Genomic DNA, 15,930 nt, shown 5'->3' with positions numbered 1-15,930 from the left:
GCGCGTGCGGACATCAGTCAGCGCCAAGGTCCTTGCGCATGGCGTCCCGGAGAGCCTGGTAAGCCCGGTCGTAACGCAGCCGGCTGGCAACGTACTCGTCGCTGGCCCGGCTGAATCCGTCAGCGGCCACGTCGCGTAAGTCGCGAAGCCGCCGGAACGAGTCGTCCGACGCCTCGACCACGTAACGCGGCGCGCAGATCGATAGTTCGTACCGCAAGCTCGTGCAGGCCTCGAACGCTTCCCACACGGCACGCCTGCGCTGGTCAGCATCGGGGCCCGGCTCGCGAACAGCAAGGCGGCAGGCATGACGAGCCGCTGCGAGTGCGCTCAGGTAGGAGACGTAGAGCGAGCGGCGGCTTTCCGTGTGCTGATCGCCTCGCTCCCTTCTCCACCGGCGATGGTCCAGGATCACGGCTGAGGCGGTAGCTATTCCTCCGCCCGCTATGGTGCTGGCCAGCGAGACCCATTCCATCGCCACCCCCAGAAGATGAGCTGACCGGCGTTCCAGGGTGCTGCCGCTCGCGCGTGCAGTCGAGGTACCGGTGCCGCACCCGCTCCCTGGCACCTCCGTTTTGCGGGATTCCCTGACGCCGCTGAGAACTCCTAGGTGTGGCAGCAGCGAAGTAGTCCGTGCCCGCGGCAGTCGCCGTCTGTACGCCCCTTCAACGCGGGCCCCGGACCCTGTTCGTCCTGGCCCGTGCCGATGGTGTCGTACGGTCCCGTCCCGGGACGTGTCTGTTGTCAGTGCCGCCTGGCATGGTTTGGATCATGTTCGACGGACTTCATGACATCGACTGGGCGTCGATGGAGCACGCGTACAGCTCGGCCGAGGGGGTGCCGGCGCTGCTGTGGGCGCTGCGCTCTCCGGAGGCCGGGGAGCGCCGCAAGACCCTTGACCGTTTCTACGGCGCGGTTCACCACCAGGGTGACGTGTACCCGGCCACGGCAGCCTGCCTGCCCCTCCTTTTCGAGCTGGCCGCCGACAGTGCCACGCCTGAACGGGCGGCCGTGGTCGCGTTGCTGGTCAGTATCGGCCGGGAGTCCTTCGAGCGGGGCTTCGAGGACGACGGCACTGAGATCGCGTACTACCCACCAACGGGCTGCGGGCAGGCTGCCGCATTCCTGCGCGCGCGGGGTACGGAGTTCGCCGAACTCGCCCGTGACGTCGACCCGGACGCGCGTCTGGCCGCGATCCCCGGACTGGGGCTCTTCCTCGACGACGCCGACCGGGCCGCCGCCGTGCTGCGCGAGCGGCTGGCCGCCGAGCGCGGCATCGCGGCGCGGCTGCGGATCGTAGAGGCGGTGGCCACCCTGGCCCTGCGCGTGCCGGCGGTCACGCACCAGCTGATGGACTGGCTTGCCGGGGTCGCCGCCGACCCCGCCTGGGGCCCGGTGACCCGGCTCGCGGCCGTTGTCCAGCGGGCCCGCTGCGCCCTGGACGAGATCGGCGAGGACGTCGTGCCGACCGCCGTCGGCCTGCTCCGCGAGACCGCCGGCGCCCTACCCGTGCGGCGGATCACCGGCCCCGAACCGCCCGGCCACACCCACGGACACCGTTGCGCCCCAGATCGCCGCCGCCTTCGAGGATCTCGACGGCCGCACGCGCGCGTAGGGGTGTGACCGGGATACGCGTCAAAGAGGCAACGGGATGATCTTGAAGCCCTGATCCGATCGGATTTACGTGCGGCGACGTGCAGCGGGGTCGCGTTCGGCGACGTGCCGGGCGACCGAGTCGACGCCGGGGCGGGCGTAGCGCTCCAGGGAGCGGACGGAGGCGTGGCGGGAGCGGGGAGCAGCATCGGGGTGGAGGTGCCGTCCTCCGCGTCGTGCGTCAGGGCACTGTGCCGTAGCCGGTGCCGGGTCCAGCCGTCCAGGTCCTTGATGTCGTCGGGTGAGGCGAGTGGGTTGGCCAGCAGCCGGGTGTTCCGGCCGGGGCCTTGCGGTCGGTGAGGAACAGCGGGCCGCGGGTACGGCGGGCGATGAGGCGGGGCAGGAGCTGGGCGGTGCCGGACTGCCAGTGGATCCACTCGGTCGCCCCGCCCTTGCCGGTGATCCTGCCGCGCTTGTCCTGCGGGTAGAGGTCTTCCACGTTGAGGCACAGTGATGGCGATATTTGAATCTTGTTCAGGCGAGATTTTTGTGGAGCGTGTGTCCGTTGCCATCCCAAGGCGCTTGACAGCGGACCCAATCAAGTGGGCTTTCTCGCCAACGAAGTTGTCACCCCCGCGACGTCAGTTGTACTATAGGTCCACCGTATGCAACTGAGTCAATACGCTCAGTGTTCAGTCGTGTCTGGTTCTGTGCCAGGGCCTTGGTGCGCTCGGCCGGCGCCGGCCGCCGCTCGCTGCCGATCGTCGGATCGCACTCGATCCAGCCTTGGCGCTGCCACCAGCCGATCGCCTTGCGCGCGATGGACAGTTCCCGGTTGACGGTGTCGGCGTCCATCTCGTCCGCCCGCGCCGCTGCCGGCTCGGCCAGCAACTGCGGCAGCGCCGGGTCGTCGATCGCGGCGGCGGGGAAGACGGGCGGTTTCGCGCCTCGGCGGGCGGGTCCGGTCGGCGGCGGTTCGCCGGCGAGCATCCATCCCTACGTCGTGGGGGAGATCCGGTAGATCCGCGCGGAGGACTTCGCGATGCCGCGCCGGTGAGGTACCGCTCGACCGCTGCGGTGTACGACGACGGCGGGGCGGACAGAGGTACGACCCGAGCGCGCGGCAACCGAAGTGCGCCCCCGCTCCCGAGTTCTGTCACCGGTTCGATCGTCACGCCGTCCCGCGCCCCTGACACTGCCGCAGTAAATGCGTACGCCTCGCCCCGGCGGCCGGATTGGTCGGCCGCAGGTCGTGCTGATCACGGTAGGGGCTCTGCCGCAGTAAATCCGGTATTTGCTGCGGTAGTTGTGAATACGTCTCCGCGATCGAGTAACCGCCCGAATGCGTTTCCGCTGTGCGGACTTGAGGGGGGCGGACTGTCAGTGCCCGGGGCCAGCATGCTTATCTGGGTCATGCCCCAGATCCTCCGTCACGGGCAGGCACTCGGCGAGCAGGTCGACGACGTCGCGCCAGGCTCGCTGTGCGTGCCGTGGGTGGTAGCCGACGCCGGGGACCACAGGGTGGCCGACCGGCGGGTGGTGGAAGGCGTGCAAGGCGCCGCCGTAGACCGCGAGGCGCCAGTCGACGCCCGCGGCCTGCATCTCAGAGGTGAACGCGTTCCGTTGCGCGGGCGGCATGATCGGGTCTTCCGACCCGACCCCGGCCCACACCGGGCAGCGAATGCGCGTCGCCTCGCCCGGTCGGCCCGTGGTCAGTGCGTTGACTGTCCCGATCGCGCGCAGGCTGACGCCGCCGCGCCCGAGTTCCAGCCCGACGGCACCCCCCGTGCCATAACCGACGGCGGCGATCCGGTCGGGGTCGGTCCGCGGTTCGGTGCGCAACACGTCGAGCGCCGCATGGCCGATGCCCCGCATCCGGTCGGGATCAGCGAGCAGCGGCAGGCAACGGGCCAGCATCTCCTCGGGGTCGCCCAAATAGCGCCCGCCATGAAGGTCGAAGGCCAGCGCTACATATCCCAGCTCGGCGAGAGCATCGGCCCGGCGGCGCTCGACGTCGCTGAGCCCCATGCCCTCTGGTCCGAGCAGCACCGCGGGCCGACGGTCGACACCGGCCGGGAGCGCGAGGTGCCCGACCATCGTCAAACCGTCGGCCGGATACTCGACCGTACGCGTCGTAATCGTCGTCATGAGACTGGACTGTAGTGATCGTCGAGCCCGGTCCGGCCGGTGTTCTGCTGCTGGCAGAGCAGCGCGGGTATCCCTCTGAAATACGGCGAGGGCCCACAAGAACCGCCACAAACCCCGCCCCCACGGCAGCGCTGTCGGATCACCTGCCCGGCCCACGGTGTTGGAGGCTGACCCTCGCAGCAGGATTCCGGGGTATACCGGCCCGCTCCCGTGAAGGGCGTCACCAGCTGGTTCCCTCACCGCTCAGGCAGCCTGGCCGAGACCGGCGGCGGTCAGGACCTGCTCGCGCAGCGGGGTGAAGTCGACGTCGAGTTTCGGGTCGTAGGCCTCGGGCTGGATGCCGAGTTCGTGGGTGCTGTACTCGCCGAATCGGTTGATGTGTTCGGTCAGGTACGGCGAGATGTGCGCCAGGCCTTCTGGGTTGGACTCTGTCGGGAATCTTGAGGGCGGACAGTCAACGATCGTGACGTTGCGTCAGGCTTGTGGGAGTGTTCTGCCCATGTCCCCCAGGAGCCTGACATGTCCCTCCAGCCCCGTCCCGGAGCCGAGATCCCGGCGCTGACCGTGCGGGTCGCCCGGGCCGGCAACCCCCACGGCACCGCTGCGATGTGGATCCGCGACCGCCTCGACGGCCTGTTCAGCGACGAGGACGTCACCGCCAGGCCGCCGAGGCGGTGCGCTGCCGCATGGACTTCAAGTACGCCCTCGGCCTGGAGCCGGAAGACCCCGGCTTCCACCACGGCGCGCTGTCCGACTTCCGCGACCGGCTCGCCGAGGGCGACCGCGCCGACCGGCTGCTGGGCCTGGCACTGACCCGGAACCGGCGGGCCGGCCTGCTCAAGGGGCGCGCCGCCCGCGCCAGTCGGCCATTTCCATAAACTATGAATATAAAATTGCTATGCTTCGAGCGTGAGTCGTCAAGACACCGCTCCTGGCGCGTCCGCCGCCATAGGGGCAGCCCTCTACGGCCTGGCCACCAGGGCCGCGAGACGCCTGCCCCGGGACATGAGCCTGACGTCCGCCGCCACCCTGGCCACCCTGGACCGGACCGGCCCGCGGCGCATCACCGATCTGGCCGCGGTCGAGGGCGTCACCCAGCCCGCGATGACCGCCCTGGTCCGGGTGATGGAGGAGTCCGGCCTGGTCGAGCGGCGGGGCGACGCGTCCGACAAGCGGGTCACGCTGGTGTGCCTGACCGAGGCCGGCGCCTCCTATGTCCGGACGCGGCGCCAGGCGGGCGTCCACGCGTTCGAGCGGTTGACCGGCGAGCTCACCGGCGACGAGGTCGAGGCGCTGGTGGCGGCGCTTCCGGCGCTGAAGCATCTGGCGGAGGTCGAAAGCCAGGACCGCGAAGGGCCGAAGCGGTGACCGGGCAGCCGGTCGACGGGGTCGCGGCGAAGGCGTTCCCGGTGGCGCGTTCCGAGGCGCGGCTGCTGGTCCCCGCCCTGATGTTCATCGCTCTGGTCGTGGCGGCGGTCGCCAGCCTCGGGACGCCGCTCATCACCAGCGTGGCGACCTCGTTCCACGTCTCGCTCGGCAGCGCGCAGTGGACGCTGACCGTCGCGCTGCTCAGCGGCGCCGTCGCCACGCCGGTCCTGGGCCGGCTCGGAGCCGGCCGGCACCGGCGGGCCACGATCCTCGCCACGCTGGCGGTCGTCGTCGCCGGCAGCGCGCTCACCGTGCTGCCGCTGCCCTTTGCGTGGCTGCTGGCCGGCAGGGCGGCCCAGGGGGTCGGGCTCGGGCTGACGGCGCTGATGATGGGCGTGGCCCGGGACCACCTCCCCGAGGAGCGCAGCGCGGGCGTGATCGCCCTGATCTCGGTGGTCTCGATCATCGGGGCCGGCGTCGGCTACCCGCTGGCCGCACTGCTCGCCGAGCTCGGCGGGGTACGGGCCGCCTACGGACTCGGCCTGGTCGTCACCGCCGCCGCCCTTCTGACCGCGTGGCGTTCCATGCCCGAAGCCCCCGAAGGCCGCTCCGCCCACGTGGACGTGGCAGGCGCGGTCGTCCTGGCCGCTGCGCTGCTCCTGGTGCTGTTCCTCGCCGGCGAACGGAATCTGTGGAGCCGGCACCTCGCCGTGGCGGCGGGCCTCGCCGTCGTCGCGGTGGTGCTGCTCTGCGTCTGGGCCGTCATCGAGCTGCGCAGCACGACGCCCCTGGTCGATGTGCGGGCGATGCGGCACCCGGCGGTCGCCGGGGCGAACCTCGCCATGTTCGTCGGCGGGATCGGCATGTACCTCCTGCTCACGCTCATCACCCGGTACGCGCAGACGCCGCACGGCGCCGGCTACGGCTTCGGGCTGACGACCTTCGTCGCCGGGCTGGTCCTCATCCCGTTCTCGGTGCTGGGGTTCGTCGCCGGCAAGCTCACGCCGCGGGTCCGGACGCGGATCGCCGGCCCCCTGCTCCTGGCCGGCAGCGCCGTCGTGGTCGGCGGCGGGTTCGCCCTGTTCGCGGCGGCCCGGTCGGACCTGGCCGAACTGCTCGCGGCGATGGGCGTGCTCGGCTTCGGCGTCGGCGGCTTCTCGGCCGCGATGCCCGGCGTCATCCTGGCCGTCACCCCCAAGAGCGAGACGTCGAGCGCCATGAGCTTCAACTACGTCGTCCGCAGCGTCGGGTACTCCCTGGGCAGCGCCATCGGCGGCCTGATCCTCGCCGCGGGCACCGGCCCCGGCCACCTCTTCCCCAACGACAGCGCCTACACCACCGCGGCGCTGGTCGGCATCGGCGCCATGGCGATCACGACGCTGACAAGCCTCGCTCTCGCCCGCCGACGCTCGTCCCAGACCAACCCGTAAGTCAGATGCACTCATCCCAACACTGGAGGTTCCATGCCCAAGGGCTACTGGGTCAGCGTCTACCGCACCATTTCAGACCCTGAGAAGCTGGCTGCTTACAACAAGCTGGCCGCTCCGGCCGTCAAGGCCGGGGGCGGTCGGACCTTCGTCCGTGGCGGTCGGGTCGTGGCGCACGACGCCGGAATCGCCGAACGCACCGTCCTGATCGAGTTCGACAGCTTCGAGCAGGCCGTCGCGGCGCACGAGAGTGCGGCCTACCAGGAGGCGCTGGTCGCCCTCTCCGACGGCGTCGAGCGCGACTTCCGCATCGTCGAAGGCATCGACTGACCGGGGTCCAGTCGGATCTTCACTGAAGCAGCAGGATTCTGGGGTATACCGGCCCGCTCCCGTGAAGGGCGTCACCAACTAGTGCCGGATCAGGCAACGTTCGGCCTGTCCACGAACTCGCGAAGGTGTTCGTCGGTGGCGTGCTTGTTCCGCCAGATGATGTAGCGGCGGATCATGCTGCCCTGCTCCTTGTGGCTGGCGTGGTCGGCGCCGTCCAGCGCGAAGTAGCGCAGGGCGGTGAACTGGGCCTTGATCCGGTTCAGCCAGGAGCTGTTGGTCGGTGTGTAGGCGAACTCGGCGTTGTTGACCTCGGCCCGTTCCCCGACCCGGGTGTCCTTCTTCGTGGTCAGGTGCGGGGAGAAGTTGTCGAGCACGATCGCGATGCGAATATGGGGGGAGAGGCTGCGCAGATATCGGCAGAACTCCAGGAACCTTGTCCGGTTCTTCTTCGGTTTGATGTGGCCGTAGAGCTTGTCTTCACCCAGGTCGTAGGGGGCGAACAGGTGCCTGACGCCGTGCGGGCGCGTATAGGTCGCCCGTCGGCGGGGCCTGGGTTCCCGGCCGGGGTCCTTGTGCCGGCCGCCGCGGGCGGCCCACTGCCGGCCGGGGTGGGGCTGGAGGTTGAGCGGGCCGAACTCGTTGATACATAAGACGACTTCGGGCTCGACTTCCTCGGGTATGACCTCGCCGTCGGCGATCGCGTAGAGGTGTTCAACGCGGGCCTTCATGACGGCGTAGTCGGGGTCGCGGGAGGTCTTCCAGGTCTTCAGGCGTTGAGTTGAAAGGAGACGCCCTCCGCGCGGAGCAGGATCCGAAGGCCCTCGTGGCTGATGTCGCCGACCACCCCCTCGGCGACCAGGAAGTCGGCCAACTTGGCCAGGCTCCAGGTTGAAAACGGCAGGTCGTGCTCGGCCGGCCTGGACTTGGCGATCTTCTTGATATCCCGACGCTCCGGGAGGCTGAAGGTTCTCGGCCGGCCGCCCTTGTACTTCGGATAGAGCGAATCGAAGCCGTCGGCATTGAAGTTGTGGATCACGTCCCGGACCCGGTCCGTGCTGGCGAACGTGACCTCGCGATCTTCGCCACGGTCATGCCCTGCACCGACAGCAGCACCATCTGGGCCCGGCGCCAGGTCACCACCGATCCTGTGCCGCGGCGGACAGTCCGCAGCAACCGCCGGCCCTCGTCGTCATCGATCTCACGGACGCGTACTCGTTCAGCCACCCGCACAGCCTGACGGCCACGCGCCACCCAGGACAGGACCGGCGGCGCGTCAATCACCCCTGTAGACCTGCTACCGCCGGCCTGCCAGTGCTCGGGTTAGTTCGGCGTCGTACTGATCGGCGTCAAAAGAAAACGCTGGGGCCGCACTTGGTCTATGGGCACCCGCCAGTCGGACCACTCCACGATCCCGCCGTGCAGCTGCACGAACACGGACAGGTAGCCACAGCATCCGCCCGTGCACTCAGGCTCGCCCAGCACTACACGTCGCCCTTCACCGGTCGCCCAGAGGGCACCGTGATCGCCGACGGGCAGCGCCTCCTCCGCAAACGGCCCGCGGCCTCCCTCTCCAACCGCCTCTTCCACCACTTCCTCGCCGTCGATCCGGAACCGCAACTGGGCAGCCCAACGGGGGCCCGGTGGCAACACACTGACCTCAAGCCGATTGAACACCTGAGCACCCTACGTGGGACCTGGCCGCCACAGGTCCTTTCCTACGACCGGGCGTGGGTGTCTGGCCAACCACCAGTCGACGTCCCAAGAGGCGAAGGTTGCCTGATGCGGCACTAGTTCCCGCCGTCGTCGTCCTCGTCCAGCTCCGGCGCGTCCGGGTCGCGCAGTGGGCGCAAGGCGCCGACGGCTGGGACGCTGGCGGTGAAGCTGTAGCGGCCGAGCAGGTTCAGGTTGCGGTGCTTGAGAGGGGAGAGCCGGGCGTGTCCTCCTCGCGGATCTCATGGCCCTCGGCCTGGAACTGGGCGACGGCGGCGTCGATGTAGCGGGTCGTCCACAGCACGATGGCGTTGAGGACCAGGCCGAGCGCGCCGAGCCGGTCCTGCATCCCGTCGCGGTACGCCTGGTGGATGGTGCGGCGCTTGCCGTGGCACACGTCCCGGGCCAGCTTGTGGCGGGACTCCTGCACGGTGAGCTGCCGGTTCATCTGCCGCCGGTAGGTGTCGTCAACCGGGTCGACCACCCGCAACAGGTGCTCGGTCTTCGCAATCCGCCCGTACTCCGCGAACGCCGCCCCTGCGAAGTCGGGCGCCCCTCGCGTCCGAACATGCGCGGCAGGTCGTAGGCACGGGCCTGGTCGGTGACCAGGGACCCAGCGACCTTCAGCATGTCCTGCCAGTGCGTGATGACCTTGTTCAGGTTCACGAGGGGTTGCGGGCCAGGTCCTCCACCGCGCCGTCCGTGCCCGTCTCGACGCCGGGCATCGTGGTCCGCCAGAACCGCTGGTCGTCCAGGTCGCGGAACCGCGGGCTGAAGTTGTACCCGAGGATCTTGAACAGGCCGAACACCATGTCGGAGTACGAGGCGTTGTCGGTCGCCACCATCTCTGGCTTCACCCCGCCGTCCAGGTTCAGCAGCGCGTCCAGGATGTGCAGGGAGTCGCGCGGGGTGCCGGGGACGCCCATCTACCCGATGCCCGCGACCTGGTCGTTGACGGCGTTGAGTCAGGTAGTGCCCCGCTTGAACCCGAAGTACTTCGGCGACGGCGCCGCATTCACGGTGCGGACGGGGACGACGAACCGCAGCCCGTGCACCGAGGCGAGCAGCCCCTCGCCCCAGAACTGCACGATGGGCACCTCGGCCTGGGCCTCGATCAGCTTCGCGTTCGCCGCGGCGATGGTGGCGGCGCGCAGGTAGTACTGGTCGACGTGCACGAGCCGGGCGCGGGTCAGGGCCTCATGGGCGGGGTTGACCACCGGGGCCAGGCCGATGTTGCACGCCTCCGACACCAGCAGCGCGACCACCGAGGTGGACAGGTCCTTCATCCGGGTGGTGCCGTCGCCGAGGTGCACGAAGGCGTTCAGGAAGCCGGTCCAGGCGTTCACCTCGAACAGCAGGTCCGGCAGGTCGATCTTCGGGAGCATCCGCTCGACCCGCTTGCGCAGCCAGGTCAGGGACTTCGGCTCGCCGAGCGCGCCGAGCTTGTCGACGTTCAGCTTCACCCGCCCGTCGTCCTGTACCTCGATGGATACCTTCGCGGCCGGCCCCGCCTCTTCCAGGCGTTCGGCGAGTTGCTTCCACCCGGCATCCAGACCGCGCACCAGCTCCTCCAGGTGATCCTCGACGGGCATGTCCAGGCTCAGCCCGGCCGGCACGTCTTCCTCGACCGCGTGGCCTGCGTCCTCTCGGTCAGCCGCGGCACTCAGGAGTGGTCGATCACGTTGCCGTTCGAGCAGTTGTTGTCCTGGTCGCCGACATAGCCAGTGGTACCGGCAAGGGCCGGGACGATGGCGACTTCCTGCATGCAGACGACACCCGCCGAGAAGTTCCAGTTGTCGGCGGCGTTCACTGGCCCCGCGAATTTGGAGTCGTTGTCGGCGTGAGCTACGGGAGCCGCGAGGGACAGGGCAAGAGCGGGAAGTACCGCGAGCATGATCTTCTTCATGACTCACCCAACGACCAAGTGATCTCACGGGATACGCCGGGAGCAGCGATGTGACGGTCTGGTGTCAGCGGACCGGTGGGGGTGTTCACGAGTGCATCTGACGTGGGGCGCCATGGCCGCTTGAAGATCGCTTCCCGGCTCACTGGAGACCGTTTCCCAGAATCGTGCCGCCAGACGGCAGTTTCGTACGCGTCCGGCGGTCACCTCGATGCTTTACGCCTTGTCGTCGACCCAGTCTCGGGCCGCTCCCACACTCACCTCCACGAGGCTGACCCGCACCCCTGCGATGTCCTGGTGGGCCGGTCGCGCTTGGAGCAGCGCGGTCAGGGCCAGGCGCAGGCCGCCCTCGTCGCCCACGGGGTGTACCCGCATCAGCCTGGATGGCCTGGGGTCCTGGGCGAGAACGTGCTGCGCGTCCCACGGGGAACCACCCGTGAGCCCGGCTGCGGGTGACCGCGGCCGGGTCGACGACCGTGCAGCGGAAGGTCACCGTGACGGGAATTCCCAGTCGTTGCCGGACGCCGTCAGCTCCCAGTCGGCGGACTCATGCTTGGGGCGGACATCGACCGGGGCCACGGCGGTGCACCGCGCGGGATCGGCCAGCTCGGTCGTGAACGCCCCCTCGACGACGTACACGAGAACCTCACCTCGCCCGGCGATCAGCGGATGGCGCCGCTCGCGCCACGCGCTCCACCGCCACCGACGGCGCAGCGCGAGGTGGCAGACGACCGGATATCGGCCTGTCACGCGGACCGCCTCCTTGTCCTGCTCAGTACTGCAGGGCCGTCGACACGTCCCGTCCGATGCGTTCGACGGCGGTGAGGTCGAGCCCGTAGTGCACATAGCGACCATGGCGCTCCACCTGGACCAAGCCCAGGTCGCGCAGGGCGCGCAGATGCCGCGCGACCTGCGGGCGGGTCATCGACAGCCGGTCCGCCAGGTCGGTGGTGGTCCTCGCCTGGCGTGCGATGAGGCGGCACAGGTGTACCCGACGCGGATCGGTGAGCGCCAGCATGCGGCTGCGCGCCAGGGTGACGCCGATCTCCGGGACGTGGTCAGCCGAGCTGCCCGGTCGGCCGCATGGTGATGTGGTTGATGTCCACGCCCGCGGGCTGGTTGACGGCGAAGACGATCGTGTCCGCGATCTGCTCGGCGGTCATCGTCGGCGTCGCCTCGGGGGTGCCGCCGCGCTCGTCCCAGAAGGGGGTGTCCACCACCCCGGGGGCGACGACGGTCACGCCGACTCCGTCCTTGCCGACCAGCAGTCGGGTGTTCTCGGCCAGCGCGTGCGCGGCCCACTTGGTGACCGAGTACAGGTTGCCAGGCGTGTTGCGCACCCCGGCGACCGAACCGATGATCACGATCCGGCCCTTGGACTCCCTGAGGTGCGGCAGGGTCTCCCGCACCAGCAGGGCCGGGCCCAGGACGTTGGTGAGGACCATGGCGCGCATGTCCTCGGGGGCGTGGCTCTCCAGGTTGCCGGGCAGTGAGAAACCGGCGTTGGCGATGACGTTGTCCAGTCGGCCCCACGCGTCCACCACGTGGCGCACGGCGGAGGCGACGTCGTGCGCGTCGCTGGTGTCGCCGGTGATCGTCAGCAGCCGCTCGCCCGCTCCGGCCGAAGCGGCGAAGGCGGCCAGCTTGTCTGCGTCACGTCCGGTGACGGCCACGCGGTGGCCCTCCTTGAGCAGGGCACGGGCGGTGGCGGCGCCGATTCCGGTCGAGCCACCGGTGATCAGCGTGGCGGGTTCCATGGGACGGCCTCCTCAGCGATATGGGTCAGCGGGGCTCCGCCAGGGTCCCGGATGCCGATGAACGCGAGGTGGCGCGTGAGGTCGGCCGACTCCGGGTCGCCGGTTCCCCGAAACGCCTGCACTATACCCAGCGATCTTCCCGCCGAGCCGGTACGCCATCGCTGACCGGCCACGATGCCGTACGAAGTGGCCGAACCCGCGCTGCCGGCCCCCATGTTGGGCCCTGCGCGGCGCCCAGGGCCCGGGCTGCGCTCACGCTCCTGGTCCGGCAAGCATGACGGAGAGGAGTACGCGAGGAACCAGCGGTTGGCTGTGATCATGTCTCGTGTGTTCTTCGCGGAGTTTCGAGGTGCTGTTTCCTCATCTGGCCGGTGTCGTGGTGGAGTTGGTGGATTGGGCTGCGGCCGGGGTCGTCACGTTGCATGCGCGGGGCCGCTCGGCGGGTGCGGACTGTCCGCATTGCGGTAGTGCCTCGGACCGGGTGCACGGCCGGTACATGCGACGGCTCGCGGATGCCGCGGTCGGTGGTGCCAATGTGGTGATCGAGTTGCTGGTACGGCGGTTCAAGTGCCGGAACCCGGGGTGCCGGGCGGTGACTTTCGCTGAGCAGATCGCGGGGCTGACGAGCCCACATGCCCGCTACACGCCACTGGTTCCTGAGCAGTTGACCTCGATCGCTCTCGCGCCGGCCGGTCGCGCGGGTGTCCGTCTGGCCGGGATGCCGGGCCTGCGCGTGGCCAAGGACACCCTGTTACGTCTGGTCCGCGCCGCGCCGGAAGAACCCGTCATGCCAATCCGCGTGCTCGGTGTCGACGATTTCGCGCTGCGGAAGGGCGACTCGTACGCCACGATACTGGTGGACCTGGGGAGGCGGCGCCCGGTGGACGTGCTGCCTGGCCGGGATGCCGAACCGCTGGCCGCATGGCTGAAGGGCCATCCGGAAGTAGAGGTGATCTGCCGGGACCGGGCCGGTGCCTACGCGGAGGGAGCCCGCGGCGGGGCACCCCAGGCCCACCAGGTCGCCGACGCCTGGCACTTGTGGCGAATCCTCGCCAAGGCCGTGGAGAAGACGGTCGGCGCCCACCACCACTGCATCCGCGAGGCGTTCATGGCGCCCCCGGTCCAGGCGATGTCGACCACGGCGCCGCTGGCCGCCGCGGAGCCCACCGGCACGGCAGAGACCGTCTTCGTCCCGCCGGATGGCACATTGGACGTGCTCGGCTGTCCTCGAAGGCTGGTCGCCCGCACCACCGAGCGCTACCAAGCGGTGCAGCAACTTCTGTCTCATGGACTGTCGTTGATTCAGATCAGCCGCCAACTTCGGCTGGACCACTCGACCGTCCGGCGCTTCGCCCGCGCCGGCGGCCTGGAGGAGTTGCTGGTCAAGGCGGTGTATCGCGTGAGTCTCAGCTTCGCCGTCCTGCTGATGACGGGAACGGTGCTGGGCGACCGGTTCGGACGGCGACTGGTCTTCACCGCCGGGCTGGGGCTGTTCACCGCGGCCTCGGTGGCCTGTGCACTCGCCCCCGGCGTGGGCTGGCTGATCGGGGCCCGAGTGCCACAGGGCACTGGTGATGCCACTGGCGATGGCGCTTCTCAGCGCCGCCTATCCGCCACCTGACCGCCGGATCGAGGGGTCCCTGTTCGCTGGCAGCCCCCGATTCCCGGCCCGGCCGGCCTCGTGGTGCCGAACGCCATCCACCGCACCGGCCTGTCACCGGGCCGGACCTTGGCGGGGCACGTCTCGACTCGTGAGCCGCGCCTGGCCGGCGCGGTCCTCGGTCGACGCGGGTCAGTGCCTGGGGGTCGACCGGGACAGGCGGATCGCCGAGACGAGGAAGAAGATCCCGCCGAGCGTGGCATAGCCGGCGAGGGTGGTCAGCGAGGGGTTGTCCTGTGCGGCGCTTCGGATGAAGGTCGCGCCGGCGAGGACGGAGATGCCGCCGCTGAGGATCATGGCCCACTGGCCGCCCATGGGTCGGCGCGCGACGCCCACGAGGAGCTGGATGAGCCCGGAGCCGACCGCCCACGCGCCCCAGACGCGGAGCACGTCGGCGACGCCCGAGGTACTGGCGACCGCCACCCCGATGGCGGCGAGCACGCTGGCGGCCATGTTGGCGTACAGGCCCTTGACCGGCCCGGCGGCGCGTGCCGACCTGGCATCGACGACGGCCGCGGCCACGTCGAAGGCGGGGTAGAGGAACAGCAGCAACTTGGCCTCGGCGGTGAGCTCGGAGCCGGACAGCAGCAGGAGCGAGGCCCAAGCGGCGGCGAAGACGAAGCGGATGACGTACAGCCGACGCAGGGCGGGTGCGGCACCGATGGGCTCGGCGGAAGCGGTGGATGCCATGGGATTCTCCAATGACTGCGGGATAGAGAGAACGCTCTCTCTTGCGTGCAGCCTGGCATGCCCTTCCCGGGAAAACAAGAGAGAGCGTTCTACCCGCTACAATGGGTGACATGACAAAGACGGAAGCTGGCACAGGCACCGGCCGGCGGGTCTCCGAGGCCCGGGAACGGCTCTTGAGGATCGCCGGGCAGCTCTTCTACGCGGAGGGCATCCACACGGTGGGCGTCGACCGTCTGGTCGCCGAGTCGAAGGTCACCAACGCCACCTTCTATCGCCACTTCCGCAGCAAAGAAGACCTGGCCGTCGCCTACATCGAAGGCGTCGACCAGTCGATCCGCACCCAGATCGACTCCCTGACGGCGGCGGACGTGCCGACCGACGGCATCCTGCGGGGCATCGGTGTGTCCCTGGTCGAGCAGATCCGCTCGCCCGGTTACCGCGGATGCGCCTTCCTCAACGCGGCAGCGGAATTCCCTGATCCCGACCACCCGGTCCACCGTGCCGTCGTGCAGCACCGCGCATGGTTCCTGCAGACGATCACCGGACTGTTCGCCGAGATCGCCGCAGCAGAGGCCGAGCACGCCGGGCGGCACTTCGTCATGCTCCGTGACGGTGCGATGAGTGCCGGTTACCTCGGCGACCCCGTCCTGGCCGGCGAGACCTTGCTGCGTGGCATTGAGGGACTGCTGCGGGTCCACACCGCCCGTGGGCTCGACGAGCGCGCCGTATCCGCACCCGGCCAGGCCTCCTCGGCGGCCGCGACGGTCTCCGACATCGAGTGCTCGCCGCCCAGCGCGTAACCGCGGCCGGGGCGGCGGGCGGTGGTGACGAGTCGGGCCGCGGCGGAGATGAGTCGCATACGTAGGCGGCGGGGCTCCCATCTCATAGCGCTCGCCAGGCTGGAGACAGTGGTACATCTGGCCGACCAAGCGGTTGAACAGGTTCCTCAAAGCGGAGGCGTGCTACCAGGTGGTGCCGACGATCAAAAACACTCACCCAGGCCGCCGGCTGAACAGAACAACTTGACAGGGAAGACGGCGGATGCACGGCGTACCCCTGCCGTGTCGGTCCAGGTGAGCCCGTAGTTGATCACCTTGACGGCTATGCGTTCATCATCGCCGCCGGCACTGACAGCGCCTCGGCTTTCGTGTCATTTCCTCAGTTCTCGTGTTCGATGCGAGCCGCTGACCTGCGACGTGACATCGGCGTGAGACTGCGCCGGAGAAAGTGACACGGGATTTGAGACCCCACACCTGATCGTGCTTGGGGCCGTCGCGGAGGCGCCCTGTGCCCCGAACCATCTGGTCAGGTGTCATCTCGTTCGGGCTCGTGACTTCTCTGAACTAG

The 15,930-nt window shown here is 69.4% G+C and carries 19 protein-coding genes and 2 pseudogenes; 8 read left to right on the top strand and 13 right to left on the bottom strand.

The window, feature by feature from the left end:
- Positions 1 to 13 precede the first annotated feature (13 nt).
- Positions 14 to 412, bottom strand: a complete 399-nt coding sequence (locus ACGFZQ_RS50270; protein WP_393846206.1) for a hypothetical protein — start codon at positions 410 to 412, stop codon at positions 14 to 16.
- Positions 413 to 768: 356 nt separating this feature from the next.
- Here ACGFZQ_RS50270 and ACGFZQ_RS50265 point away from each other — a divergent pair, with 356 nt between their 5' ends.
- Entirely contained in the window at positions 769 to 1,620 is an 852-nt protein-coding gene (locus tag ACGFZQ_RS50265) for a hypothetical protein (RefSeq protein ID WP_393846205.1), read from the top strand.
- A 211-nt stretch (positions 1,621 to 1,831) separates the two neighbouring features.
- On the opposite strand, the gene ACGFZQ_RS50260 is transcribed toward ACGFZQ_RS50265, so the two are convergent.
- From ACGFZQ_RS50260 to ACGFZQ_RS50250, 3 genes are all read right to left on the bottom strand, one after another.
- A complete protein-coding gene (locus ACGFZQ_RS50260; protein WP_393846204.1) occupies positions 1,832 to 2,089 on the bottom strand; it encodes a hypothetical protein in 258 nt (85 codons plus the stop codon).
- Positions 2,090 to 2,217: 128 nt separating this feature from the next.
- Positions 2,218 to 2,580, bottom strand: coding sequence for a hypothetical protein (locus ACGFZQ_RS50255; RefSeq protein WP_393846203.1), 363 nt, complete (start codon positions 2,578 to 2,580; stop codon positions 2,218 to 2,220).
- Between the two features lie 390 nt (positions 2,581 to 2,970).
- Positions 2,971 to 3,738 (bottom strand): dienelactone hydrolase family protein, encoded by a 768-nt coding sequence (locus tag ACGFZQ_RS50250; protein ID WP_393846202.1) that lies wholly within the window; start codon positions 3,736 to 3,738, stop codon positions 2,971 to 2,973.
- A gap of 210 nt (positions 3,739 to 3,948) precedes the next feature.
- On the opposite strand from ACGFZQ_RS50250, the gene ACGFZQ_RS50245 reads away from it, so the two are divergent.
- The 5 genes from ACGFZQ_RS50245 (at position 3,949) to ACGFZQ_RS50225 (ending at position 6,863) form a co-directional block, all read left to right on the top strand.
- Positions 3,949 to 4,182: a hypothetical protein gene (locus tag ACGFZQ_RS50245; protein WP_393846201.1), complete on the top strand. Its 234-nt coding sequence runs from the start codon at positions 3,949 to 3,951 to the stop codon at positions 4,180 to 4,182.
- Between the two features lie 242 nt (positions 4,183 to 4,424).
- On the top strand, positions 4,425 to 4,616 hold the full coding sequence (locus ACGFZQ_RS50240; RefSeq protein ID WP_393846200.1) for a transposase: 192 nt from the start codon (positions 4,425 to 4,427) through the stop codon (positions 4,614 to 4,616).
- A 127-nt stretch (positions 4,617 to 4,743) separates the two neighbouring features.
- The gene (locus ACGFZQ_RS50235) at positions 4,744 to 5,106 is read left to right on the top strand and encodes a MarR family winged helix-turn-helix transcriptional regulator (RefSeq protein ID WP_393846229.1); all 363 of its coding nucleotides are present in this window, start codon (positions 4,744 to 4,746) and stop codon (positions 5,104 to 5,106) included.
- Positions 5,103 to 6,536: an MFS transporter gene (locus ACGFZQ_RS50230; protein WP_393846199.1), complete on the top strand. Its 1,434-nt coding sequence runs from the start codon at positions 5,103 to 5,105 to the stop codon at positions 6,534 to 6,536. Before ACGFZQ_RS50235 ends, ACGFZQ_RS50230 begins: the two co-directional genes overlap by 4 nt.
- Before the next feature lie 33 nt (positions 6,537 to 6,569).
- Complete coding sequence (locus ACGFZQ_RS50225) at positions 6,570 to 6,863, top strand: DUF1330 domain-containing protein (protein ID WP_060897481.1); 294 nt, start codon at positions 6,570 to 6,572, stop codon at positions 6,861 to 6,863.
- A gap of 89 nt (positions 6,864 to 6,952) precedes the next feature.
- Here ACGFZQ_RS50225 and ACGFZQ_RS50220 read toward each other — a convergent pair.
- The 8 genes and pseudogenes from ACGFZQ_RS50220 to ACGFZQ_RS50185 form a co-directional block, all read right to left on the bottom strand.
- Positions 6,953 to 8,087: pseudogene (locus ACGFZQ_RS50220) on the bottom strand (IS630 family transposase).
- A 96-nt stretch (positions 8,088 to 8,183) separates the two neighbouring features.
- Positions 8,184 to 8,537 (bottom strand): hypothetical protein, encoded by a 354-nt coding sequence (locus ACGFZQ_RS50215; RefSeq protein WP_393846198.1) that lies wholly within the window; start codon positions 8,535 to 8,537, stop codon positions 8,184 to 8,186.
- A gap of 113 nt (positions 8,538 to 8,650) precedes the next feature.
- A pseudogene (locus ACGFZQ_RS50210) lies at positions 8,651 to 10,204 on the bottom strand (transposase); the annotation flags it as partial.
- 32 nt (positions 10,205 to 10,236) lie between these two features.
- The gene (locus tag ACGFZQ_RS50205) at positions 10,237 to 10,479 is read right to left on the bottom strand and encodes a hypothetical protein (RefSeq protein WP_393846228.1); all 243 of its coding nucleotides are present in this window, start codon (positions 10,477 to 10,479) and stop codon (positions 10,237 to 10,239) included.
- A gap of 213 nt (positions 10,480 to 10,692) precedes the next feature.
- Complete coding sequence (locus ACGFZQ_RS50200) at positions 10,693 to 10,851, bottom strand: hypothetical protein (protein ID WP_393846197.1); 159 nt, start codon at positions 10,849 to 10,851, stop codon at positions 10,693 to 10,695.
- Positions 10,852 to 10,965: 114 nt separating this feature from the next.
- Positions 10,966 to 11,226 (bottom strand): hypothetical protein, encoded by a 261-nt coding sequence (locus tag ACGFZQ_RS50195; RefSeq protein WP_393846196.1) that lies wholly within the window; start codon positions 11,224 to 11,226, stop codon positions 10,966 to 10,968.
- Positions 11,227 to 11,248: 22 nt separating this feature from the next.
- Complete coding sequence (locus tag ACGFZQ_RS50190) at positions 11,249 to 11,494, bottom strand: ArsR/SmtB family transcription factor (protein WP_393846195.1); 246 nt, start codon at positions 11,492 to 11,494, stop codon at positions 11,249 to 11,251.
- Between the two features lie 40 nt (positions 11,495 to 11,534).
- Entirely contained in the window at positions 11,535 to 12,233 is a 699-nt protein-coding gene (locus ACGFZQ_RS50185) for an SDR family oxidoreductase (protein ID WP_393846194.1), read from the bottom strand.
- A 349-nt stretch (positions 12,234 to 12,582) separates the two neighbouring features.
- Here ACGFZQ_RS50185 and ACGFZQ_RS50180 point away from each other — a divergent pair, with 349 nt between their 5' ends.
- Positions 12,583 to 13,854, top strand: coding sequence for an ISL3 family transposase (locus ACGFZQ_RS50180; RefSeq protein WP_393846193.1), 1,272 nt, complete (start codon positions 12,583 to 12,585; stop codon positions 13,852 to 13,854).
- A 171-nt stretch (positions 13,855 to 14,025) separates the two neighbouring features.
- Here ACGFZQ_RS50180 and ACGFZQ_RS50175 read toward each other — a convergent pair whose 3' ends face one another.
- Positions 14,026 to 14,583: a hypothetical protein gene (locus tag ACGFZQ_RS50175; RefSeq protein ID WP_393846192.1), complete on the bottom strand. Its 558-nt coding sequence runs from the start codon at positions 14,581 to 14,583 to the stop codon at positions 14,026 to 14,028.
- A gap of 101 nt (positions 14,584 to 14,684) precedes the next feature.
- Between ACGFZQ_RS50175 and ACGFZQ_RS50170 the strand changes: the two genes are divergently transcribed.
- On the top strand, positions 14,685 to 15,383 hold the full coding sequence (locus tag ACGFZQ_RS50170; RefSeq protein ID WP_393846191.1) for a TetR/AcrR family transcriptional regulator: 699 nt from the start codon (positions 14,685 to 14,687) through the stop codon (positions 15,381 to 15,383).
- The last annotated feature ends 547 nt before the right edge of the window (positions 15,384 to 15,930 follow it).

The sequence above is a fragment of the Streptomyces sp. NPDC048254 genome (genome assembly GCF_043201895.1).
Classification (GTDB): domain Bacteria; phylum Actinomycetota; class Actinomycetes; order Streptomycetales; family Streptomycetaceae; genus Streptomyces.
Note: the sequence above shows the minus strand (reverse complement) of the source record. Positions and strands in the feature narration are given on the sequence as shown.